The organism is Rhodococcus sp. C-2, assembly GCF_027854095.1.
GTDB classification, from domain to species: Bacteria; Actinomycetota; Actinomycetes; order Mycobacteriales; family Mycobacteriaceae; genus Rhodococcus_F; species Rhodococcus_F qingshengii.
This window is the reverse complement of the sequence record NZ_JAQGFI010000017.1, coordinates 114,663-141,497: the sequence shown is the minus strand read 5'-3', so window position 1 is coordinate 141,497 and position 26,835 is coordinate 114,663. Positions and strand designations below refer to the sequence as shown.

Sequence of the window (26,835 nt, the reverse complement as noted above, 5' to 3'; positions counted from 1 at the left end):
GTGAAACCCTTCGAGGTAAGTCGGACCGACCCTTCTGATGAGACGCTCTTTCCGCTCTCGGCCGCCCAACGGGCAACCTGGTTCGCTCAGCAATTCGATCCCGAAGTCCCGATTCTGATAGCGCACTACGTGGAGCTGCGCGGCGAACTCGACGTCGAACTGCTGGATCGCGAAACGCGAGCGGTGGCATACGAGTTTCAATCTCCTTTGCTCAAAGTGATCGAGATCGACGGTCAACCGATGCAGTACGTGGACGAGACATCTGAGATCACCGTCCGTCTTGTCGACCTCCGTGGGTCCCCCGATCCGATCGAGGATGCCCTCGGGTGGATGCGCCGAGATTGCCGGACGCAGCTCGACCTGGCAGTCGACGGAATCGTCGCGACCGCTGTGCTGCGCGTCGGGGACGCGCACTATCTGTGGTACAGCCGCATCCATCATGTTGCGCTCGACGGTTTCGGTGCCATGACCATGATGAACCGCATTGCGCATCGGTACTCGGCCTCGGCGGCGAGAAAGGACTCGCAGCCGAGTCGTGCCGCGACGCTGCGCACGCTGTACGACATCGACGAGCGGTACAGAATGTCGGATCGATTTGCCGCCGACCGGGAGTACTGGGCTGAGCGCAATACCACCCTCGCCGGATCCAGCCTGGCGGAGGCTTCTGGGCCCGCGCAAACCGAGAGCCGACTCGAAAGCACACTGATGTCGGACCGAAGTTGTGCCCTTCTCTACGAATCCGAGAACCACGCTGCACCGGTCATCGCTGCGCTCGCGTTGTACCTCGCGCGGATGACGGCGAAAGAGACTGTCCAGATTCATGTTCCGATGTCCGGACGGACTACGGCGGTGCTGCGGGACTCGGGCGGCATGATGGTGAACGTCACGCCACTGCTCATCCGTGTCGCAGCGGTCGACACCGTCGGTGAACTCTTCGCCCAGGTCCAGCATGAGCTCATGGGTGCATTGCGACACCAGCGCTGCAGCCTCGACGACATCCGTCGGGACGCCGGCGTGACGAGCGGTCTGGAAGGCGAAGACTCATATGCCGGGCCCATGGTCAACGTCATGCTGTTTCGCCAGGAGGTGCAGTTGGGCGAGGTGGTTGGGGAGTATCACATCGTCACCTCCGGGCCGGTGGACGACCTTCTGGTCAACGTGTATCCGAGCGGCGACAGGCTGCGTGTCGACTTCCGGGCAAACCCGATCCGATACGAGGAGGCGGGTTTACGCGAGCACCACCGGAACTTTGTCGGCTTGCTGGAAGAGTTGATCGCGTCTGATTCCGGTGCCGAACTCGCAGACATTCACGGCCCGACGGCCCGAGAGGGCGAGCGACGACAACGCGAAGTCCGGCACATCGAGTATTGGAGACATGAGCTCGCCGGGGCGCCCGAACTTTTGCAACTTCCCTTCGATCGACCCAGGCCTGCAACGCAATCGCTGGACAGTGCACAGGTTGAGGTCCTGATCGCCGCCGACACCCACGCGCGGATCACGGCGATGGCGAGTGATCTCGGGACGGACACTCGTGCGGTCTTACATGCGAGCTTTGCTCTCCTGGTGAGCCGGTTGTCCGGTGCTTCGGATGTTGTGATCGGTACGCCCGCGGGATCCGACGCGAACATCGTCGCCATCCGGAGTCGCGTCGATCTGGAGACGCCGTTCACGGCACTCTTGGGCAGTGCCGTCGAGGTCCGAAGTAATGCGCTGCCGCACAGTGGGATACGGCTCGAGCAGGTGGCGGAATCGCTCGAGGTGGAGGATGTACCTGCGTATGCGCCGGTGATACAGGTGACGTTCGAGTCCGTCGCCAGCGCTGACGAGCACCCTCCCGACCTCGGCCGCTTCGATCTCGGAGTGTCTGCAGTCGAGACTTTCGACGAGGTGGGTACGCCGTCCGGAATCACGGTGACGCTCGCGTTTGCCACCGACCTGTTCGACGCCGAGACGGTACGTGGCCTCGGTTTGCGGTTCGCGCGCGTCCTGGAATCCGTCACCACAGATCCGACAATGATGGTCGGCGACATCGATATCTTGTCCGACGACGAGCGATCCGCGATGCAGCCTGTACGCAGTGACCCTCGCGCTTCGCACCGCACCCTGGCCGAACTGTTCGACGGTGCGGCGCGCACACACCCCGAAGGCGTGGCCCTGTCGTATCTCGATGCCGAGTTGACGTATCGAGAACTCGACGAGCGTTCGTCGAAGTTGGCCCGAGTCTTGATCGACCGCGGCATCGGTCCGGAAAACAGTGTGGCGCTGGGTTTGACGCGTTCGATCGAATCGGTTGTCGCGATGTTGGCGGTGACCAAAGCCGGCGCGGCATTCGTGCCGGTGGATCCGACCTATCCGGGTGAACGTGTTCGCTTCATGCTGACCGATTCCGGCGCCGTACTGGGGCTCACGGTCGTTTCCGAACTTCATCGTTTGCCGGATTCGATTTCCTGGATAGCAATCGACGACGCTGAGTTCCGTGGCCGACTTGCACGGTTGTCCGTGCGCTCCATCTCCGATGTCGATCGGGTGCACCCGATCCGGCCCGACAGTCCTGCATACGTGATCTACACGTCCGGATCCACCGGACTCCCCAAGGGGGTGACGGTCTCGCATCGTGGACTGGAAGCGCTTGCTGCCGAACAGCGTTCGCGGTTCGGTGCGACCCAGGATGCGCGAACGTTGCACTTCTCGACCCCGAGTTTCGACGCCTCGATTTTCGAATACCTGCTGGCTTTCGGTGCCGGAGCGACCATGGTGATTGCACCGAGCACGATCTACGGCGGTGACGAGCTGTCTCACTTCCTCGAATCCCAGCGTGTCACGCATGGTTTTGTCACTACTGCGGCGCTCGGAACAGTTTCTCCCGAGGGCCTTTCGGACTTCGGCGAAGTGGTGGTCGGTGGTGAGGCCTGTCCGCCGGATCTCGTGCAGCGGTGGGCTCCCGGCCGACGGCTGTGCAATGCGTACGGGCCGACCGAGACCACCGTCATGTCGAACATCGGCGAGCCGATGGTGTCGTCGGAGGACATCACAGTGGGCGGTCCGCTCCGCGGCTTCGAGGAGATCGTGCTCGATCAGCGATTGCACCCCGTCCCCGACGGTGTTGTGGGCGAGCTGTACATCTCGGGAGACGCGCTCGCACGTGGATATCACCGGAAGTACGCGTTGACCGCAGAACGATTCGTGGCAGACCCCTTTGGCCTCCCCGGGCAGCGGATGTATCGAACGGGGGATTTGGTGCGGTGGCGCCGTGGCCGTGGACTCGAGTACGTCGGTCGTAGTGACTTCCAGGTGAAAGTTCGCGGATTTCGTATCGAACTCGGGGAAATCGACAGCGTCGTGCGGTCGTGTCCGCAGGTCGAGAATGCAGTCACCGTGGCGCGTGCGGCTCCCTCCGGGACAGCGATGATCACCACGTACGTCGTGCCTGCCGGCGGAAGTGCGCTCTCGACGGCCGAGCTGACGCGGTACGTCGCGAGCCGTGTTCCGTCGTACATGGTTCCTGCGGCATTTGTTCTACTCGACGAGTTGCCGGTAACTCCGGCGGGAAAGGTCGATCGCGCTGCCTTACCTGCACCTCGGCTCGATGCTCGGTCGGACGACTTTCGACCGCCCGAGGGCGCTGAGGAACTAGTGCTCGCCGAGATTTTTGCCGATGTTCTAGGCGTCGAGACGGTGGGTGCGGGTGACGACTTCTTCGATCTGGGCGGGAACTCACTGATTGCCACGAAGCTGATCGCTCGCGTAAATGCCGCTGAAGAAATCGATTTCAGGGTGCGGACTTTGTTCGAAGCACCGACTATCGAATCATTGGCCCGTCACGTGCGGGATGCGAAGTCATCCCGCGTTGATCGCACGCGTTCGAAGCGTCCAATCCTGCAGGCACATTCGTACAGGGACAAGATTCCGGTGTCTGTGGCACAACGACGCCTGTGGTTCGTCAATCAGTTCGACACGTCGTCCCCGGCCTACAACATTCCGATGGTGGTCCGACTGTCAGGTGCCTTGGATGTCGCTGCGATGCAGCGCGCGGTGGGAGATGTTGTCGATCGGCATGAATCGCTCCGTACCGTCTACCCGGCGTCGGTCGACGGCCCCCATCAGGTAGTAGTGCCTTCGGAACGCGTGACGTCGAAGATCGCGTGGGAAGTATCCGTGGACGAGGAAGCCTTGGACAGGCGCATCGCCGATCTCGCTCGCGAGGGGTTCGACGTGAGCGCGAACGTGCCCCTGCGCGGCTCCCTTTTTCGGGTCACGCCGGACGATCATGTCCTTGCGCTGGTGGTTCACCATATTTCGGCGGACGGAGCATCCCTCGAGCCGCTGGCCCGCGACCTGACCCGCGCCTACGCGGCGCGGGCTGCGAAACGGGCACCGGACTGGTCGCCTTTGCCTGTGCAGTACGCCGACTACAGCCAATGGCAGATCGAACTGCTCGGCAGTGACGACGATCCGGACACGCTCGAGGCGAAGCAGTTGGACTACTGGACGTCCACCCTGGCCGGTCTACCTGACGTGATCGACCTTCCGCTGGATCGACCGAGACCGGCGGAACGATCCATGCGCGGTGAATCGGTCCGATTCTCGGTGCCCGCAGACGTGCACAGTGAACTCCTCGAACTCGCTCGGAATCACAACACGACACCGTTCATGGTGATGCACGCAGTGCTGGCGGTTCTGTTGGCACGGCTGAGCGCCTCGCCGGACATAGCGATCGGGACTCCGGTAGGAGGGCGCGCCGAGCAAGTCCTCGACGATCTGGTCGGGATGTTCGTCAACACGGTCGTCCTGCGAATCACCGTTGACACCGCCGCGACTTTCGAGGAGATCCTTTCACGAACTCGCGAAGTCGATCTGGCAGCGTTCGGACAAGCCGAGGTGCCGTTCGAGCGAGTCGTCGATGCAGTTGCGCCGGAGCGTTCGTCATCTCGCTCACCGCTCTTCCAGGTTCTGTTGGAATTCCAGAACACCGCAGATCCCCACCTCGAACTACCCGGACTGGGTGTCGATGTTGTTCCAGTCGACGTCGGTGTCGCCAAATTCGACTTGCAACTGTCGCTCTCCGAGCAGCGTGGCAAAGACGGCGTCCCCATGGGTTTCGATGCCGCCTTCACCTATGCCTCCGATATCTTCGAGCGCACCACAGTCGCCGAGTTCGGCGAGCGTTTCGTCCGCCTCCTCCGGTCGGTCGTGTCGGATCCAACAGTGCCAGTAGGGGATACGGAAATTTTGGGCGCGCCCGAGCGTGGGTTGGTGGTGGGTGGTTGGGATGGTGTGGGGGTTGTGGTGGGGGGTTTGACGTTGGTGGATGTGTTGGATGGGCGGTTTGCTGGTGTGGGTGGTGGGGGGTTGGTGTGTGGTGGGGTGGTGTTGTCGTGGGGTGAGTTCGATGTTCGGGTGAATCGTTTTGCGCGGTTGTTGATTTCGTTGGGGGTGGGTCCGGAGTCGCGGGTGTGTGTGGCGTTGTCGCGGTCGGTGGAGTTGTTGGTGGCGGTGTTTGCGGTGGTGCGGGCTGGTGGGGTGTTTGTTCCGGTGGATGTGGGTGCGCCGGTGGAGCGGGTGGGGTTTGTGGTGGGGGTGGTGGATCCGGTGGTGGTGTTGTCGCGGGTTGGTGATGGTGGGTGTTTGCCGGTGGGGGTGGGGTTTGTTGATGTGGGTTGTGTTGATGTTTCGGGGTTTTCGGGTGGTCCGGTGGGGGTGGGGGATCGGTTGGGGGTGTTGTTGCCTGAGCATGCGGTGTATGTGATGTTCACGTCGGGGTCGACGGGTCGTCCGAAGGGGGTGGTGGTGTCGCATGCGGGGGTGGTGAATCGGTTGTTGTGGATGCAGGGGGAGTTTCCGTTGGGTGTGGGGGATGTGGTGTTGCAGAAGACGCCGGTGTCGTTCGATGTGTCGGTGTGGGAGTTGTTTTGGCCGTTGATGGTGGGTGCGGGGTTGGTGGTGGCGGATCCGGGTGGGCATCGTGATCCGGTGTATTTGGTGGGTGTGATCGAGCGGTGGGGGGTGTCGGTGGTGCATTTTGTGCCGTCGATGTTGGAGGTGTTCGTGGGGGAGTTGAGCGTGGGGGAGTTGGGGGTGGGGTGTTCGGGTTTGCGTCGGGTGTTTGTGTCGGGTGAGGGGTTGTCGTCGGTGTTGGCGGGGCGGTTTGCGGGGGTGTGTGGTGCGGAGTTGGTGAATTTGTACGGGCCGACGGAGGCGTCGGTGGATGTGACGTTTCATCGGGTGGAGGGTGTTGTGGGGGTGGGTGTTCCGATTGGTCGGCCGGTGTGGAATACGCGGGTGTTGGTGTTGGATTCGCGGTTGCGGCCGGTTCCGGTGGGTGTGGTGGGGGAGTTGTATGTGGGTGGGGTGCAGGTGGCTCGGGGGTATGAGGGTCGTGTGGATTTGACGGTGGGTCGGTTTGTGGCGGATCCGGTGTCGGGGGTGGTGGGTGCTCGGGTGTATCGGACGGGTGATGTGGTGCGGTGGGGGTGTGGTGGGGTGTTGGAGTTTGTGGGGCGCACGGATTTTCAGGTGAAGGTGCGGGGGCAGCGGGTGGAGTTGGGTGAGGTGGAGGCGGTGTTGGCTGCTCAGGTGGGGGTGGCTGGTGCGGTGGTGGTGTTGCGGTCGGGTGTGGGTGGGGATTTTTTGGTGGGGTTTGTGGTGGGTGAGGTGGGGGTGGTGGTCGATGAGGTGGTGGTGTTGGAGGGGGTGCGGAGGTCTCTTCCGGGGTTCATGGTGCCGTCGGTGGTGGTGGTGTTGGGGGAGTTTCCGGTGACGGTGCATGGGAAGTTGGACCGTAAAGCCCTCCCGGACGTCAACTTCGAACTTCAAGCGCTGCAGTATGTTGCGCCACGAACGCCGGTCGAGGAGACGGTTGCCGCAATCTTCGATGATCTGCTGGGAACGTCGACGGTGGGCGTGAACGACGACTTTTTTGCCCTGGGTGGGAACTCTCTCAGTGCGGCCAGGTTGGTTGCGCGAGTGAATTCTGTTCTCGGCGAACGGATCAACATTCGCGACGTCTTCGATGCTTCTACCGTTGCAGCGCTGGCCGAGTTGGCGCAGTGTCGCGGAGGAGAGGGGGCCAAGCCGGCGTTGAGGCCGCGGGGTACGACGACGGATATCCCACTTTCGCCGGCGCAGGAGCGAATGTGGTTTGCGAATCAGTTCGACCCCGAGTCCGCCGCCTACAACGTCGCGTGCGCGTTGAGGCTCGACGGCACAGTGAATCTGAGTGCACTTCACGCGGCATTTGTCGACGTCGTCGAGCGGCACGAGTCCTTGCGCACTGTTTTTCCTCTCACTGACGACGGCCCGCGTCAAGTGATCATGTCTACCTCACAGGTGATATCGGATCTTGCACCGATACTTGTGCAGGGAGAGGAAGAGCTGCGCGAGCGTTGCCGGCAGATCGTTTCGGATGGTTTCGACGTCATGCAGCAGGTCCCGATGCGCGCCACCTTGTTGCGGCGAGACGACCAGGTCCACTCGCATGTCCTGGTGATCGTGATTCACCACATCGCCGCCGACGGATTCTCCACGGTACCGCTGGCCCGAGATCTCATGAGCGCATACACCTCCCGTGTGAACGGTGAGGCACCGCAGTGGGCGCCGCTCGGGATCCAGTATGCCGACTACGCGTTGTGGCAACGTGGTTGGTTGGGCTCGGAATCGGACTCTCGGTCTCTGATCTCGAAACAGCTCGGCTATTGGGCCGAGAATCTTGCGGGCGCACCGGAGGTTCTCGACATTCCGACCGATCGACCGCGCGGTGATGTGCGTTCGCTTCGACGCGGACGGATCAGGTTCGTGTTCGGTCCGAAGGTGCATGCCGGTGTGGTTGCCCTGTCGCGCAAACACAACGCCACGGTCTTCATGGTTGTGCACGCAGCCTTGGCAGTGCTGCTGGCGAGGCTCAGTGATGAGGACGACGTAGCCGTCGGAACTCCCATCGCCGGGCGTGGGGAGCGCGAACTCGACGACCTGGTGGGCATGTTCGTCAACACTTTGGTGTTGCGCACTGCAGTGGACCGCGGCGCAACTTTCGGAGACTTCCTCGACCAGGTCCGAAACGTAGATCTGAGCGCCTTCATTCACGCGGACGTGCCGTTCGAAAGAGTCGTCGAGATCGTGAATCCTTCACGTTCGACGGCGTACTCGCCCCTGTTTCAAGTCATGTTGGAGTTCCAAGACATCAAACGGCCTGCACTCGAACTCCCCGACCTGCAGGTGACCGACGTGGGCGTCGAGATCGACACCATCAACTTCGATCTTCAGTTGACGGTGACGCAGAACGCCGGCGCAGCCGGCGAATCGGACGGTCTTCGCGCCGAATTCGGATATGCCACAGATATTTTCGACGAGGAAACGGTAGCGGGCTTCGCCGACCGCCTGCAACGGATTCTCGAGCGCGTTATCACGGATCCGCAATCACGGATCGGAGATATCGAGATCCTCGACGCCTATGAGTCAGCCGAACTGGTACCCGTGCGAGGTGAGATTTCCGCCGCTGTTCAGACCCTTCCGGATTTGCTGACTGCAGCAACAGATATGGCGACTGCCCAGGATCCCGGCGCCGTTGCGCTGGTGTTCGAGGAACGTGAAGTGACCTATCTCGAACTCGACGCGCAGTCGAACCGATTGGCCCGCATGCTGATCGAATCCGGAGTGGGTCCCGAATCGGTGGTGGCGTTGTGTCTCCCACGCTCCATCGAGTCCGTTCTGGCGGTGTGGTCCATTGCCAAGACAGGTGCGGCATTCCTTCCCGTGGACCCGGGACATCCTGCTGCTCGTATCGAGCACATGCTGGGCGACTCCGGTGCAGGGTGGGGGATAACGTCTCGAGCTCACAACGCGGCATTGTCCGGCCTCGTGCCGTGGCTGGTCCTCGACGATGCCGGTTTCGAGGAACGGCTGCGGGCGTACTCGCCATCGAAAGTCACCGACGCGGATCGGAAGGCACCGATTCGCATCGACAATCCGGTCTATCTGATCTACACGTCGGGGTCGACAGGAACACCCAAGGGCGTGACGGTCACACATCGCGGGTTGAGCGACTTCGCGCTCCAGGAGCGTGAGACCTTCGCCGCCACGACCCGATCCAGAACTCTGCACTTCGCTTCGCCGAGTTTCGACGCGTCGGTTCTCGAGCTCGTGATGGCCGTTGGTGCTGGAGCCACGATGGTGATCGTGCCACCGACCGTCTACGGCGGGTCGGAACTGGCGGCGTTACTGGAGCGCGAGCGCGTCACCCATTGTTTTGTGACTCCGGCGGCCTTAACGTCCGTCGACCCAGACGGTCTCACCACTGTCGGTTGTGTCGTGACAGGTGGGGAAGCGTGTCCGCCGGAATTGGTGGCCCGCTGGGCTCCGGGCAGAAAGATGTTCAACGCCTACGGTCCTACCGAGGCAACTGTCGTGTCGAGCATCAGTGCGGCACTGGCTCCGAACGACCCGGTCACTATCGGCACACCTACTCGCGGATTCAGCGAGGTAGTGCTGGACTCGCGTCTGCGAGCGGTACCGGTAGGTGTCGCGGGGGAGTTGTATCTTGCCGGGCCGGCTCTCGCTCGCGGCTATCATCGGCGATACCCGTTGACCGCCACGCAGTTTGTCGCAGATCCCTTCGGTGCGCCGGGAACGCGGATCTATCGCACGGGCGATCGCGTGCGGTGGACGCCCGACCGACGGCTGGAGTATCTCGGGCGCACCGATGCCCAAGTCAAAGTCCGTGGGTTCCGCATCGAACTCGGGGAAGTCGAGGTGGCACTGCAGACGCACCCGCGCGTGGCCCAGGCGGTGACGGCCGTCTGGAACGGCGACGGCAGGGATCGGTTGATCGGCTACGTGGTTCCCGATCGCGGAGCGAGTGTCGATCCGCGAGACGTCCTCGCCCATGCAGGCAAGCGCCTGCCGTCGTACATGGTGCCGGCGGCGGTGGTGGTGCTCGACGCCGTTCCGCTGACGGTTCACGGAAAACTCGACCGCGCAGCGCTTCCCACACCCGATTTCTCGTCCGCCGCCACACCCGACCGGCCACCGCGAACGGAAACCGAGAATCTTCTTGCCGCTCTGTTCGCGCAGGTTCTCGGTCTCGACGCGGTAGGAGTGCATGATTCGTTCTTCGAGCTCGGTGGCGACAGCATCATGTCCATCCAATTGGTGGCCCGCGCTCGCGATGCGGGTGTGATCATCTCACCCCGAGATGTTTTCGACCACAAATCCGTCGCCGCGCTTGCCGAGTCGGCGCACCTTGAGCAGGACAGGCCTGATGTACTCGCGGAGCTACCGGGATCCGCTGTCGGAACTGTTCCACTGAGCCCGGTGGCGCAGTGGATGCTCGACCGCAGCAGTGGCGGGCTGCGTGGCGGCGGAGTGAAACGGTTCTCCCAGGCGCTCTTGCTGACAGCTCCCGCTGATCTCACCCAGGACCTCCTTGTCCGTGGTCTCCAGGTGTTGCTGGACCGCCACGGAATGCTTCGAGCTCGCTTGGTTGAGAGTGACCGGGTCATGGAAGTCTTACCACCCGGCTCGATCTCGGCCGAAGGACTGATCCACCGCGTAGCTGTCGATTCGGTGGACGACGAAGGTTTCAGGGCCTTGGCGTCGGGAGAACTCGAGGCCGTGGCCGACAGCTTGGATCCCGCCACGGCTGACATGGTGCGCGTGATCTGGTTCGACCTGGCCGACAAACCTGACGTGTCGACCGGGCGGGGCCGACTACTTGTGGTGATTCATCACCTGGTTGTCGACGGCGTCTCGTGGCGCATTCTGGTCACCGACCTGGCGTCGGTGACAGCACAACTCCAGGCCGGTGTCACGCCCGAACTGCCACAGATCGGAACGTCGTTCCGGCGATGGGCGCATGGGCTTGTCGAGCACGTGGGCGACCGGAGCGTCGAACTGGACATATGGAAAACGATCCTGGACGGCGATGACCCGTTGATCGGTTCGCGCCCACTCGATCCCACGATCGACGTCGACGACACGGTCGACACCGTTACAGTGGACATCTCGCCTTCGGCGACCAGGAACCTTCTCACCACGGTTCCTGCGGCATTCCACGCCGGCGTGAACGACGGACTCGTCACCGCTGTTGCGTTGGCCTCGATCGAGTGGCGACGACGCCGCGGTATGGATACCGCTGCCGCCCTGATCACGCTCGAAGGACACGGGCGCGAGGAAGGAGCGGTTCCCGGCGCAGACCTCGCTCGCACCGTTGGTTGGTTCACCACGCTCTACCCGGTGCGCGTGGAACTTGGCGCAATCGACGTCGACGACGCACTGGCAGGTGGCGCCGACGCCGGGCGGGCTCTCAAAGCTGTCAAAGAGTACGTGCGTGCGATCCCCGATCATGGAATCGGATTCGGGATGTTGCGGTACCTGTCGGGCGAGAGCGACCCACTCGGCCGATTCCGTTCTCCTCAGATCAGTTTCAACTATCTGGGCCGGATCAGCTCCTCTGACGGAACACAGGACTGGCTGCCGGTGGAGGGCAATCGAAGGCTCGGCGGAACCCAGAACCCGTCCATGCCTGCGGCGTCCGTGATCGACATCAACGCGGCGGTTGAGGACCATGTCGACGGGCCCTGCCTGACAGCATCTTTCACCTTTCCCCGCGGAGTGCTCGACAGGTCTGACATCGCGGAGTTCGCGGAACTGTGGCGTCGTGCGCTCGACGGACTCACCGCGCACGCGTCGCGACCTGATGCGGGCGGTCTGACGCCGTCGGACATTCCCCTGGTCTCGGTGGACCAACAACAGATCGAACGCTGGGAGAACGATTTCCCCGGATTGCGCGATGTCTGGTCGGTGTCGCCTCTTCAGGCCGGGCTGATGTTCCATGCCTCACTGGCGGCCACGTCGACGGACGTCTACACAGCGCAGTTGTGCGTCGAGCTCGAAGGAGCGGTTGATTCCGAGCGTTTGCGCGGCGCTGCTGCCGGACTACTCGCAAACCACCCGAATCTGTGTGCAGCGTTTCTCTACGACGTGAACGGCCTACCGGTGCAGTTGATTGTCGACGATGCAGTGATTCCCTGGACCGAGGTCGACCTGAGTGATCGCGGATCGGCAACCGACGCAGATCTGGAGCGCCGCCTCGACGAGGACCGCAGTGCACCCTTCGACCTCGCTTCGCCGCCGCTGCTTCGGCTGACGCTGCTGCGAACCTCGCCGACGAGGTGCGTGTTGGTGGTGACGAACCATCACATCGTTCTCGACGGCTGGTCGATACCGTTGCTGGTTCGCGAACTGTTGATGCGATACGCGGCCGACGGTCTCCCGGTCGAGAGGGCCCCGGCCGATCTTCCCGAGACTCCCTCCTACCGCGCCTATCTGGAATGGTTGATGCACCGCGATATGGAGACCTCGCTCGCGGCGTGGGAGGACGCCTTGGAAGGCGTCGACGAGCCGACGTTGTTGGCGCCTTCGACGCCGATCGCGGAGCAGCTGGTGCCCGAAGAGGTTGCCGTCGATCTACCCGATTCAGTGCGCGACGGACTCGGTGCGCTGGTCCAACGGAGCGGGATCACGATGAACACGGTGATCCAGGCGGCGTGGGGTGTCCTACTGTCTCGGATGCTTTCCCGTGACGACGTCGTCTTCGGCGTCACGGTTTCGGGCCGCTCACCCGAGTTGCCTGGTGTGGAAAACATGATGGGGCTGCTGATCAACACGTTGCCTGTCCGAGTGCAACTGGATCCGGACGAGACGTGTACGCAGCTGCTCGCTCGACTGCAAAGCGAGCAGACAGCTCTGCTCGATCATCACTATGTCGGACTCGGCGCGATTCAATCTGTCGTAGGGACAGGCAATTTGTTCGACACACTGTCGGTCTTCGAGTCGTATCCGATCGATACCTCGGGGATGGGCGGGAACACCGACATTGCCGGTATGCGCGTCACCGCTGTGAATGCCCGCGACGCCACGCATTACCCGCTCACCGTGCTGTCGGTCGCGGAACCGACGCTGCAGGTCAGCCTGCGGTACCAGCCGGCGGCATTCGACCGCGCCGCGGTCGACACCATTGCACAGCGAATGTCGCGGATTCTTGCCGCCTTCGCAGCGAACGCGGATACACCGGTCGGTGAGGTCGACGTGTTTGTCGCCGGTGAGCGTGGGTTGGTGGTGGGTGGTTGGGATGGTGTGGGGGTTGTGGTGGGGGGGTTGACGTTGGTGGATGTGTTGGATGGGCGGTTTGCTGGTGTGGGTGGTGGGGGGTTGGTGTGTGGTGGGGTGGTGTTGTCGTGGGGTGAGTTCGATGTTCGGGTGAATCGTTTTGCGCGGTTGTTGATTTCGTTGGGGGTGGGTCCGGAGTCGCGGGTGTGTGTGGCGTTGTCGCGGTCGGTGGAGTTGTTGGTGGCGGTGTTTGCGGTGGTGCGGGCTGGTGGGGTGTTTGTTCCGGTGGATGTGGGTGCGCCGGTGGAGCGGGTGGGGTTTGTGGTGGGGGTGGTGGATCCGGTGGTGGTGTTGTCGCGGGTTGGTGATGGTGGGTGTTTGCCGGTGGGGGTGGGGTTTGTTGATGTGGGTTGTGTTGATGTTTCGGGGTTTTCGGGTGGTCCGGTGGGGGTGGGGGATCGGTTGGGGGTGTTGTTGCCTGAGCATGCGGTGTATGTGATGTTCACGTCGGGGTCGACGGGTCGTCCGAAGGGGGTGGTGGTGTCGCATGCGGGGGTGGTGAATCGGTTGTTGTGGATGCAGGGGGAGTTTCCGTTGGGTGTGGGGGATGTGGTGTTGCAGAAGACGCCGGTGTCGTTCGATGTGTCGGTGTGGGAGTTGTTTTGGCCGTTGATGGTGGGTGCGGGGTTGGTGGTGGCGGATCCGGGTGGGCATCGTGATCCGGTGTATTTGGTGGGTGTGATCGAGCGGTGGGGGGTGTCGGTGGTGCATTTTGTGCCGTCGATGTTGGAGGTGTTCGTGGGGGAGTTGAGCGTGGGGGAGTTGGGGGTGGGGTGTTCGGGTTTGCGTCGGGTGTTTGTGTCGGGTGAGGGGTTGTCGTCGGTGTTGGCGGGGCGGTTTGCGGGGGTGTGTGGTGCGGAGTTGGTGAATTTGTACGGGCCGACGGAGGCGTCGGTGGATGTGACGTTTCATCGGGTGGAGGGTGTTGTGGGGGTGGGTGTTCCGATTGGTCGGCCGGTGTGGAATACGCGGGTGTTGGTGTTGGATTCGCGGTTGCGGCCGGTTCCGGTGGGTGTGGTGGGGGAGTTGTATGTGGGTGGGGTGCAGGTGGCTCGGGGGTATGAGGGTCGTGTGGATTTGACGGTGGGTCGGTTTGTGGCGGATCCGGTGTCGGGGGTGGTGGGTGCTCGGGTGTATCGGACGGGTGATGTGGTGCGGTGGGGGTGTGGTGGGGTGTTGGAGTTTGTGGGGCGCACGGATTTTCAGGTGAAGGTGCGGGGGCAGCGGGTGGAGTTGGGTGAGGTGGAGGCGGTGTTGGCTGCTCAGGTGGGGGTGGCTGGTGCGGTGGTGGTGTTGCGGTCGGGTGTGGGTGGGGATTTTTTGGTGGGGTTTGTGGTGGGTGAGGTGGGGGTGGTGGTCGATGAGGTGGTGGTGTTGGAGGGGGTGCGGAGGTCTCTTCCGGGGTTCATGGTGCCGTCGGTGGTGGTGGTGTTGGGGGAGTTTCCGGTGACGGTGCATGGGAAGTTGGACCGTAAAGCCCTCCCGGACACTGATTTTGCGAGCGCTGCGTTTCGGACTCCCGCCACTCCTGCCGAAATCGGAATCGCCCGTGCTGTTGCCGACGTTCTCGGTCTCGACCAGGTGAGTGCCGACGACAGTTTCTTCGAACTCGGCGGGGATTCCCTCAGCGCCACTCGAGTCATCGCCCGCATCAACGCCGCATTGCACACCAATATGGGGGTCAATGCACTGTTCGACGCCCCCGTGGTCGCGGACCTGGCGGCCTCGATAGATCCAATCGACTCCGCGCCGGGCGAGCCTGGACTCGAGGGAGCTACTCGTGTGCCCCTCACGAGTAGGGCACGGCCAGAACGTATTCCGCTGTCGTTCGCGCAATCGCGGATGTGGTTCGTCAACCAGTTCGACACGTCGTCTCCGCTCTACGACATCCCCGTCGCACTACAACTGGACGGGTTCCTGGATTCGGGTGCGCTCCAAGCCGCGCTGGGTGATGTGGTGGAACGGCACGAATCTCTTCGAACGATCTTTCCTGCGTCCGCAGACGGGCCCTACCAGGTGATCGCCGAACCCGCGGTCGCTGCTCCTCGAATCCACCCCGTGTTGATTCCCGGCGAGGGGCTTTTCACGGACTTGCACGCGTTCTTCGACATCGGATTCGATGTGTCCGAAGAGTTCCCGCTGCACGTGAGGTTACTCCGAACCGGACCGGAGCAGCATGTACTCGCGATCGTTGTTCACCACATCGCCGCAGACGGCTTCTCGATGGCACCACTGGCACGCGACCTGATGAGTGCATATACCGCGCGCACGCAAGGTCGGAGCCCGGACTGGGTGCCGCTGCCGATTCAGTACGCCGACTACACCCTCTGGCAGCGTGAGATCGTCGACGCAGACGTTGGTCCGGAAACTTCGCCCTCGGCCGAATTCGATTATTGGACAGCGAAGCTGTCGGGTATTCCGGACGTCTTGCCGCTCCCTCTCGATAGACCACGAACCTCGAAACGGTCTGCCGAGGGCGCGGTGGTTTCGATGGACTTCTCGCCCGAGATCCATCGAGCTTTGAACGAACTCGCACACCAGAACGGTTCGTCTCTGTTCATGGTGATGCATGCGGCTCTGGCGGTATTGCTGGCACGGCTCACTACAGCGGACGACGTAGTGATCGGGACTCCGGTCGCAGGTCGCGGTGCATCGGTGTTCGACGATGTGGTCGGGATGTTCGTCAACACGCTCGTCCTTCGCACACCTGTCTCATCCGGAGCAACCTTTGCCGAGGTGTTGGCCGCGGTGCGGTCAACGGATCTCGGTGCTCTGGACCATGCAGACATCCCCTTCGAGAGGTTGGTGGATTACCTCTCGCCCGACCGTTCCACCGAGCATTCACCTCTGTTTCAGGTACTCCTCGAATTCCAGACCGATACGGGACTGCGCTTCGACTTGCCGGAACTGACGGTTCGCTCGCTCGACGTCGATCTCGCGGTTGCGAAATTCGATCTGCAACTGAGTGTGATGGAGCACGTCGACGAGCACGGTGAGCCCGCTGGTATCAGCGCCGGTTTCCGTTATGCAACAGATATTTTCGATCGAATGTCGGTGGCGCGCATCGCGGCGCGCTTCGAAAGAGTGATCGGCGCCGTGACCGAGAACCAGTCGGTGGTCGTCGGTGATATCGACATGATTCTGGCCGGCGAACTCAGCGGGTTGCTGGTTGCGCCCACGCCCTCTGGCGCCGGAACAGACGAGGATTCGTTGTCGGATCTCTTCGATCGCACGGCGCTGACGTCCGGTGCTGCCGTGGCGGTGCGCTGCGGCGGATTGTCGGTTACGTACCGCGAACTCGACGAGCGAGCAAACCGCCTTGCTCGACTGTTGGTGGCGCAGGGGGTGGGGCCGGAAACCTTGGTGGCAGTCGCGATGGCCCGCTCGATCGACCTGATGGTGGCATTGCTGGCGGTGGTGAAGGCGGGTGGCGGATACGTACCGGTGGACTCGACTTCTCCGGTAAACCGGGTGGACTTCGTGCTGCGTGACGCCCGGCCGAAGTGTGTGTTGACCACCCGGGCCGACGGCGACTACATACGAGACAGTGACGCAATCGCAGACAGCGAGATTCCAGTGATTGCGGTAGACGACCCGGTGATTCTCGATGCGCTGCACAGGTTTTCTCCGCTTGCGGTGACCGACCGAGATCGGCTGCTACCGCTCCGGCCCGAATCGGTGGCCTACGTGATCTACACCTCGGGGTCCACCGGGCGCCCGAAGGGGGTGCAGGTTTCTCACCGCAGCGTAGTGACGTTGCTGGCAAACACCAGAGCGCTCTTCGGCTTCGGCAGCGGCGATGTGTGGACGATGTTCCATTCGGAGGCATTCGACTTCTCGGTCTGGGAAATGTGGGGCGCACTCGCACACGGTGGCCGACTGGTACTGGTCGACTACTTCACGGCCCGTTCACCAGAGGCATTCCTCGAATTGCTACGGCACGAACGTGTCACGGTGCTCAATCAAACTCCCACCGCCTTCTATCAATTGGCGGAAGCCGACCGGCTTACCGGGGGTGCGGCCCTGTCATTGCGCTACGTGATCTTCGGCGGAGAAGCGCTCGACTTCGGACAGTTGACGCGCTGGTACGCCCGTCGCGGGACTTCGTCACCAGATCTGGTCAACATGTACGGCATCACGGAGACCACTGTGCACGTCAGCCATTTACCGCTCGATCGTGTGCTGGTGCGTCAACGATCGGCCTCGGTGATTGGTCGGGCGTTACCCGGATTGCGTGTGTATGTGTTGGATCAGCGGTTGCACCCGGTGCCGCCCGGTGTGGTGGGTGAACTGTATGTCTCCGGTGATCAGGTTTCACGCGGATACCTCGGCCGGTTCGGTCTGACGTCCGCGCGGTTCATTCCCGACCTCGCGGTCAGTGGTGCGCGTATGTATCGATCCGGTGACCTGGGGCGCTGGAACGACAGCGGGCAGCTGGAGTACCTCGGACGAAACGATCTGCAGGTGCAGGTGAAGGGGTACCGAATCGAACTCGGCGAGGTGGAGGCTGCACTGCTCTCCGGAGTGGGCGTGTCTCAGTCGGCGGTGGTAGCCCGCAGAGACCGGTTGGTGGGCTACGTGGTGCCGGAGTCCGGTGCCACTATCTCTCCGGCGGCGTTGCTCGAGTATGTCTCACAGAGGTTGGCGCCCCACATGGTCCCCGCTGTCGTGACGGTTCTCGAGGGTTTGCCGCTGACGGTGAACGGAAAGCTCGACCGGAATGCATTGCCTGAACCTGACTTCGGGCGACAGGCAACCGTAAGTCGTGGCCCCGCGTCCGCGACGGAAAACATCCTTGCGAGTCTGTTCGCCGAAGTTCTGGGACTCGAGGAGGTGGGGGTCGACGATTCGTTCTTCACTCTAGGCGGTGACTCGATCATGTCCATCCAGTTGGTGACGCGCGCCAGGTCTGCCGGAGTTCTGATCACACCGCGCGAGGTGTTCGAACGCAAAACTGTTGCGGCGCTGTCCGAGACGGCCGGAACGGCTGGCAACCGTGTCGTCGTCGACGAATTGCCTGGCGGCGGCGTCGGTGAGATCGAATTGACGCCGATCGTCGAATGGATGCTTGACCGTGGTGGAGATTTTCGCCGGTACTCCCAATCTGTTCTGCTCTCGGTTCCTGCCACGCTCGACGAGGTCACGCTGACACTGGCCATGCAGGCTGTGCTGGACCACCACGACATCCTCCGCGCAGGCATCCGGGCGACGCATCATCCTGAATCCGCTCGGCGGATGGACGTTGCGCCTGTAGGTACGGTGCGGGCGGAGACCGTCGTACGCCACGGGAGCCTCGGGGGTTCTGCCGCGGAGACGGTCTCGACAGAACTCGACGCAGCTCTGGGGCGGCTCGACCCGGAGGCAGGTGTGATGGTGCAGGCAGTCCTGCTCGACACCGACGGACAGATTCAAAAGGACCGGCAGAGCCGGAAACAGTTGCTAATCGTGGCGCACCACCTCGTGACGGACGGCGTTTCCTGGCGAATCCTGATCCCCGATCTTGCACTTGCCTGTGCGCAGGTGCAGACAGGCGTCGACCCGTCACTTGCTCCGGTCGGAACCTCGATGCGTCGATGGGCACATGGCCTCGTCGACGCCGCGCGCGAGCCGGATCGGGTCGCTGAAATCGACTATTGGCGAGAGGTGCTCGAGGGCCCGGATCCGACTCTGGGTGTGCGCGCCCTGACGAAGAGGGACACCGCCTCGGCCACCATTGACATCGAAGTACGAGTTCCCACGGGATTGACCGAGGCCGTGTCGACGACAGTTCCGCAGGCGATTCACGGGAGCGTCGAGGACGGATTGTTGACGGCTTTGGCACTTGCGATGGTCCGCTGGCGCATGGACCGCGGCATCGACAATCCGGAGACATTGATCAGTCTCGAGGGGCACGGACGCGAGGAACAGGTGGTTCCCGGGGCAGATCTCGCTCGCACGGTGGGATGGTTCACGTCGATCTTCCCGGTGCGGATCGATCTGAGCGGAGTGGATCCGGGCGACGCCTTCGCCGGCGGCCCGGCTGCGGGCGTCGCTGCCAAGGCCGTCAAGGAACAACTCCGGGCGGTGCCGGACCGCGGCATCGGCTTCGGGTTGCTGCGCTATCTGAACCGCGAAACGGCACCAACACTTTCGCAACTTCCGGAGCCCCAGATCAGTTTCAACTACCTCGGACGCGTCGGTGGATCCGACGCCGACGCTTCAGCGGGATGGGTACCGATCCGTGACGAGGACCTGCGGACGGTTGCGGCCGTCGATCTCCCACTCGCCAGCGTCCTCGAGGTCAACGTGATGACGGTCGACAGCGATACCGAGGACGGTCCGCAGCTCGTTGCCGGCTGGACGTTCCCACCGGACATTCTGGGTGCGGACGACGTTCGGCAACTGGGGCAGTGGTGGCTCGGCGCACTGGCCGGGCTCGGAGAGTTCGCGGCGGGCGGCGGCGGATTCACACCCTCGGACTTCGATCTGGTCGATCTTCGACAGGAGGCGATCGACGACCTCGAAAGTCGGTGTCCCGACCTGAGCGATGTCTGGCCACTCTCTCCACTGCAAGCGGGGTTGTTGTTCCACGCCGAATTGGCCGAACGATCGGTCGACGCATACCTCGTACAAGTGGCTCTCGATCTAGCCGGCGCAGTCGATTCGGAGCGCCTGCGCCGCGCCGCCGACGCGCTGCTCGGCCGGCATGAGAACCTGCGTACCGCCTTCCTTCACAGCGCCGACGGCCGTGCCGTCCAGGTGGTCCGAAGCAACGTGGCAGCGCCGTGGCAGGAAATCGACCTCACTGGTGCACCAGATCAGGAAATTGATCGAGCGCTGGCCGAGGACCGAGCGCGCCCGTTCGACATGGCACGGGCGCCGTTGATCCGATTCACCCTGATCGCTCTCGCCCCCGAAAAGTTCACGCTCGTGCTCACCAATCATCACATCCTTCTGGACGGCTGGTCCATGCCCCTGCTGATCCGGGAATTGGCGACGCTCTATGCCGCCGACGGTCAAGTGGCGGCCTTGCCTCACGCGCGCGCGTATCGCGACTATCTGACCTGGATGAGCCGCCGCGATCAGCAAGCTTCCCGAGCTGTGTGGGCGAGGACGCTGAGCGGAGTCGAAGGACCGACGCTGTTGGCTCCAGCGGTTCGATCGCGTCGACTCTCCACCATGGCGGCCGAGTGGGTGTTCGATCTGGACGAGGAATTCACAACCTCACTTCGCGGAATGGCGCGTGAACTCGGGCTGACGATCAACACGATTGTTCAGGCATCGTGGGGGATCGTCCTTGCTGCACTGACCGGGAGAGACGATGTGGTGTTCGGAGCGACGGTGTCGGGTCGACCTCCCGAGCTGACCGGGATCGAAACCATGGTCGGGCTGTTCATCAACACAATTCCGGTCCGAATCACGCTGCGCCCGAGTGAAAGTATCGGCACACTCCTCGCGCGGATCCAGGCCGAGCAAGCAGAGCTGTCGGATCACCACTGTCTCGGGCTTTCCGAGATCCACGTAGGCGCGGGGCCGGAGATCGGATTCGACACGTTGACTGTCTTCGAATCGTATCCCGTTGACCGTCAGGGGCTTTCGTCCGATACCGATATTGCGGGGGTCCGGATCACCGATGTCGAAGCCAAGGACGCTGCCCACTACCCGCTCAGCCTCGTAGCATCGGTCGACACCAGGCTCCGCCTGAAATTCGAGTACATACCCGAGGTTTTCGGTGCCGCCGACATCGAAGAGATCGCCGGACGACTGCGGCGCGTACTCGAAGCGTGTACCCAGCCGGATCGTCCCTTGGCTGTGGTGTCGGTGCTCGCAGCCTCCGAACATGCTGAATTGGTGCCAGTCCGTGGCACGGCCGGCGGGTCGTCGCGCGTCTTCCCGGAGATCTTCGACGAGGCAGCCCAGCGTGATCCGAACGCACCGGCCGTGGAATCGGCGGACGGCAGCATGACCTACGGCGAGCTGGACATCCTTTCCAATCGCATTGCTCGCATGCTCGTCTCGCACGGCCTGGGAACCGAGGACTATGTAGCGGTCGGTGTCCCACGTTCTCTCGCGTCCGTGGTGTCGATACTTGCCGTCGCCAAGACAGGCGCTGCGTTCGTGCCGATCGATCCCGACTATCCGGACGAGCGGATCAATCACATGCTGATCGATTCGAAGGTCAGCTTCGGATTGACCACCACCGCGGGCCGAGATCGATTGCCCGATATCGCGGAGTGGCTGATTATCGACGATCCGCATTTCACTAAGAAGTGCGAGGGATTCTCGGGGAGCCCGTTGACCGACAACGACCGACTCCGTCCGATCGGGTTGGATTCAGCTGCCTACGTGGTCTACACCTCGGGGTCGACCGGCGTGCCCAAGGGCGTCGTGGTCACGCAGCGAGGGCTCGACAACTTCGCCCGAGACCAGCTCGAACGCTACGGCGCAACTCCACAATCACGCACGCTGCACTTCTCCACTCCGAGTTTCGACGGGTCGCTCTTCGAATATCTGCAGGCTTTCGGAGCCGGGGCGACGATGGTTGTCGCTCCACCCGGGATCTACGGGGGCGAGGACCTGGCGCAACTTCTGGCAGAGCACGCCGTCACGCACGCGTTCGTCACCACAGCGGCATTGGCATCGGTGGACCCGGCTGGGCTGGAACAACTTTCGGAAGTCGTATTCGGGGGCGAGGCGTGCCCGCCCGACCTCGTCGCTCGCTGGGCACCTGGCCGCCGCCTGTACAACGCGTACGGACCGACCGAAGCAACGATCATGTCCAACGTCAGCCCGCCGATGACCGCCGGAGAACCAATCACCATCGGTGGACCCGTCAGGGGCGTCAGCGAACTGGTGCTCGACACTCGACTTCAAGCGGTTCCCGTCGGGGTCCCCGGCGAGCTGTACCTGGCCGGACCAGGCGTGGCACGGGGATATCACCGAAGGGCGGGGTTGACGGCAGAACGCTTTGTTGCCAACCCGGCTGACCCAGGAACGCGGATGTACCGCACCGGCGACATCGTGCGATGGACGGCGGACATGTGTGTCGAGTACGTCGGGCGAAGCGACTTCCAGGTCAAGGTTCGAGGCTTCCGTGTCGAACTCGGTGAGATCGACAGTGTGCTCATGTCGGAGCCCAACGTCGGTTTTGCCGTTACGGTTGCCGATTCCGCCCTCACTGGAGACACCCGACTCGTGTCGTACGTCGTGCCCACGGCGGGTCGACTGGACACCAGGATCCTGAGTCGCGCCGTGGCCCGGCGCTTGCCTTCGCACATGGTGCCTGCCGTTCTCACGGTGCTGGAGAACATTCCGTTGACCGCTGTCGGAAAAGTCGACCGTTCGGCGTTGCCAAGACCCGAAATCGAGACGACCACAGGGGATTTCCGTCCCCCGGTCGGCCCGGTCGAACAGGCAGTGTCGGACGTGTTCGGCGAGGTGCTCGGCCTCGAACGAGTCGGTACCGACATCAGTTTCTTCGAGCTCGGTGGAAATTCTCTGAGCGCCACTTCGGTCGCGGCGAGGCTACGGGCGGTGCTCGGAGCTACCGTAGGCGTGCGGGATCTGTTCGAGACGCCGACGGTGGCCGAGTTGGCTACGGTGATCGGCCAGTCGGTTGCCGAAGGGGCGGAGCGACTGGGACCGCGCCCCCGACCCGACAACATCCCCTTGTCGTTTGCTCAGCAGCGGATGTGGTTCGTCAATCAACTCGACACCAGTTCTCCTGCATACAACATTCCGCTCGTGGTGCGGTTGAGCGGTGAACTCGACAAACCGGCCTTGAGATCAGCGATGTCCGATGTCATCGCCCGCCACGAATCGCTGCGAACGATGTTCCCGGTCCACGGTGACGGACCGGTCCAGCACATCCTGCCCACCGAGAGCGCCGAGCTGCCGCAACTGACCGAGACATCGGTGACCGACGAACATCATCTCCGTGACGAGCTTGCCCGGATGGTCTCGGCCGGTTTCGACGTCGCCGCACGAATTCCCCTGCGGGCAGCGTTGTTCACCATCGATGAGCGCGAACACGTGCTTGCCGTAGTGGTGCACCACATCTCGGCTGACGGCTTCTCGATGTCTCCGTTGACCCGAGACGTGATGATTGCATACGAGGCCCACGCGTACGGCGGGGATCCCCAGTGGACGCCGCTTCCAGTCCAGTACGCCGACTTCGCGCTCTGGCAACGGGAGATTCTGGGCTCAGTCGACGACCCCGGGTCGGTGATCGCCGAGCAGTTGGCTTACTGGCGACGTGCATTGTCAGGTGCTCCCGACCTCTTGGAACTTCCGCTCGATCGAGACCGGCCGACGCAACAGAGTTTTCACGGCTCGCGGATTCACTTCTCGATCAGCAGTGATCTTCACCGCCGTATTCGGAACGTGTCGCGGCAGCACGAGTCCACTGCATTCATGACTGTGCATGCAGCGCTCGCGCTCTTGCTGGCACGTTTGGGCAGCACCGACGACATCGTGATCGGCACGCCGATCGCCGGCCGGGGAGATCGTGCCCTCGATGATCTGGTCGGCATGTTCGTCGGCACGCTCGCACTGCGCACACAGGTGGATCCGGCTCGATCGTTCCGGGAGTTGGTTGAGCATTGCCGCGAAGTCGACCTCGCCGCGTTCGCTCATTCCGACGTGCCCTTCGAGCGGGTAGTGGACGCGGTCGGGCCGAAACGGTCGAGCGCCTATGCACCGATTTCCTCGGTGTCGCTGGAATTCCAGAACAACAAACGACCGATTCTGAAGCTACCGGGACTGGAAGTCCGTGGGATCGACCCTGAACTCGAGGTAGTGAAGGTAGACCTGGAATTCCTTCTGGCCGAGGAGTACGACGATCGCGGTGAACCGGGAGGGATGAGCGGAGCCGTCGACTTTGCCACTGATCTCTTCGACCCCGGTACGGTCGGCGGTTTTGCCGACATGTTCGTTCGTGTGCTCGAGGCCGTGACCCGGAATCCGCAGGTACCGATCGGTGACATCGACCTACTCGGCGATCTCGAACGTCGCGAGTTGACGCCGGCGCACGGGCTCCCCGAAGTACCTCCGAAATTGTGGCCTGAGTTGTTGGCGGACGCCGTGGCGATCGATCCTGACTCGGTGGCCCTGTCGCTCGAGAACCGGCAGCTCAGTTATCGCGACCTGGACGAGTGGTCGAATCGTGTTGCCCGGGAGTTGTGCGGTCGCGGTGTGGGCCCGGAGACCTTCGTGGCACTGGGAATGCCTCGCTCGATCGAATCGGTGGTGGCGATCTGGTCGGTGACCAAAGCCGGAGCGGCTTTTGTGCCTGTCGATCCGGCCTATCCGCGCGAGCGCGTCGAATACATGCTCGCCGATTGCCGAGCCTCGCTCGGTTTGACTGTTCAGACCAGCCGAACTCACCTACCCGACGTTGTTCCCTGGCTGGAACTCGACGACCCACACTTCGCCCGGCGGGTAGCCGCGCTGTCGCCGGAACCGATCACCGATGACGATCGAACCGGTGAACTGAACCTCGATCATCCGGCCTACCTGATCTACACCTCGGGATCTACCGGGAAACCCAAGGGAGTGAACATTACTCATCGAGGTTTGGCGAGCTTCACGGCCGAAACTCGTGAGAGGTTCGAGGTCACTCACGACTCTCATGTCTCTCAGTTGGCATCGCCGAGTTTCGACGCTTCCATCTTCGAGTTGACGATGGCATTCAGCGCCTCGGCGCAAGTCGTGATCGTTCCGCCTGCTGTGTACGGTGGCGCCGAATTGGCCGATGTTTTCCGGCGCGAGCAGGTCACTCATGCCACCATTACACCGACCGCGCTGGCGGCGTTGGGTGACAACGGTTTCGAGGCGCTCCGTGTTCTCGATCTGGTGGGCGAGGCCTGCCCGCCGGAGGTCGTCGCGCAATGGGCGCCGGGTCGGAGGCTGCACAACGGCTACGGCCCGACTGAAACCACCGTGCAGGCGAGCGTCAGCGATTCGATGAAACCCGGTGCGGGAGTGAACATCGGCTCGCCGGCAGTGGGCTTCGGCTTCCTGGTGCTGGACGAGCGTTTGCAGCCCGTCCCGGTGGGCGTGCCGGGGGAGTTGTACATCATCGGTCCAGGTATGGCACGTGGGTACCATAATCGGGCGTCGCTCACGTCGGAACGATTTGTCGCGTGCTCGTACGGGTCGCCGGGGCGCCGGATGTACCGCACCGGAGATGTCGTGCGTTGGCGTGAATCCGGCGGTGACAGTGCCAAAATCGTCGGCTCCGGCGATGGAGTGCATCACACGCTCGAATACATCGGGCGCAGCGACTTCCAGGTCAAGGTCCGTGGTTTTCGGATCGAACTCGGGGAAATCGATGCAGTTCTCTCACGCCATCCGTCGGTGGACTTCGCCGCGACTGTCGGCCACACGGGACCGTCGGGTGAAACGGTCCTGGTGTCGTACGTGCGTGCGTCAGCTGCTGACGCCACCGGCACCGACGAGATACGGGCGTACGCAGCCGACCGACTACCCTCGCACATGGTTCCGTCGGCAGTGGTGCTTCTCGAGCGGATTCCGATGACACCGGTGGGCAAGCTCGACCGAAAGGCCTTACCGGAACCCGAATTCGGTTCGGCTGCAGCCGAGTTCCGCGAGCCGGTCACCGACACCGAGCGCGCCGTGGTCGACTCGTTCGTCGAGGTTCTGGGTGTCGACCGGGTGAGCACTACCGACAGCTTCTTCGACCTGGGCGGGTCCTCCCTGGTGGCCACCCGAATCGTCAGCGCACTGCACTCTCGTTTCCGACGGAGAATCCCGCTTCAGTGGATGTTCCTCGACCCGACACCCGCTGGAATCGCTCGACGCCTCGACATGCCGACAGCCGACGCCGGTATGGAAGAGCTTCTCGCCGTGGTTGTTCCACTGCGGACGAAAGGGACTGGGCGACCGCTGTTCTGTGTGCACCCCGGTATCGGCCTGTCCTGGGGGTATGCCGGCTTGGTGCGGTATCTGCCCGAGGACAGACCCGTGTACGGACTTCAGCTCCCCGCTCTCAGCGACGACGGTGACTATCAGTCGATCGAACAGTTAGCCCATCGCTACGTCGAAGAGGTGGAGGCCGTTTCGCCGGACGGGCCGTACGACTTACTCGGGTGGTCCCTTGGCGGAGTCATCGCGCACGCCATGGCCGTCGAACTGCAATCGTCCGGCCGCGACGTCGCCACACTGGCGATCATGGACAGCTACCCCGACAACGGCGATGCCCCTGCGTCAGCCGAACTCGACGTCCGAGACATACTGCGAGGACTCGGCCTCGAGATCGAGACCGACCGAGATCTGACCTTCGACGAGGCGGCGGCCGTGTTGGCCCGGAGGCTCGGGCCCGAGACGGGAGTCGACGGTCGGGACCTCGAACGGATTGCCCGAGGGTACGAGACTTCGCAGAGAATCACGCACCAGTTCGTTCCCCAGGTCTACGAAGGAGATCTGCTGATCTTCCTGGCATCCGGAGACGACGACACGATTCCGCGCGACAGGTCGCCGCAGGAATGGAGCCCACTCGTGACGGGCCGGATCGTGGAGGTGCCCGTGCGCTGCGAACACAACGAGATGATCGAACCTCCGGCCATGGCGGTCATCGGACCGGTGCTCGCCCGGGTGCTCTCGATGTTTTCCGGATACCCCGAACGGGCATGACAACTTCAAGCCACCAAGCCGCACGCCCGCGAAGCGAGCGCC

Annotated in this window: 1 protein-coding gene; it reads left to right on the top strand. The window is 62.9% G+C overall.

Translation table 11 applies throughout. From position 1 onward, the window contains the following. Window positions 1-26,793, top strand: coding sequence for a non-ribosomal peptide synthase/polyketide synthase (locus tag PCS43_RS29480; protein WP_209908833.1), 26,793 nt, complete (start codon window positions 1-3; stop codon window positions 26,791-26,793). Window positions 26,794-26,835 lie beyond the last annotated feature (42 nt).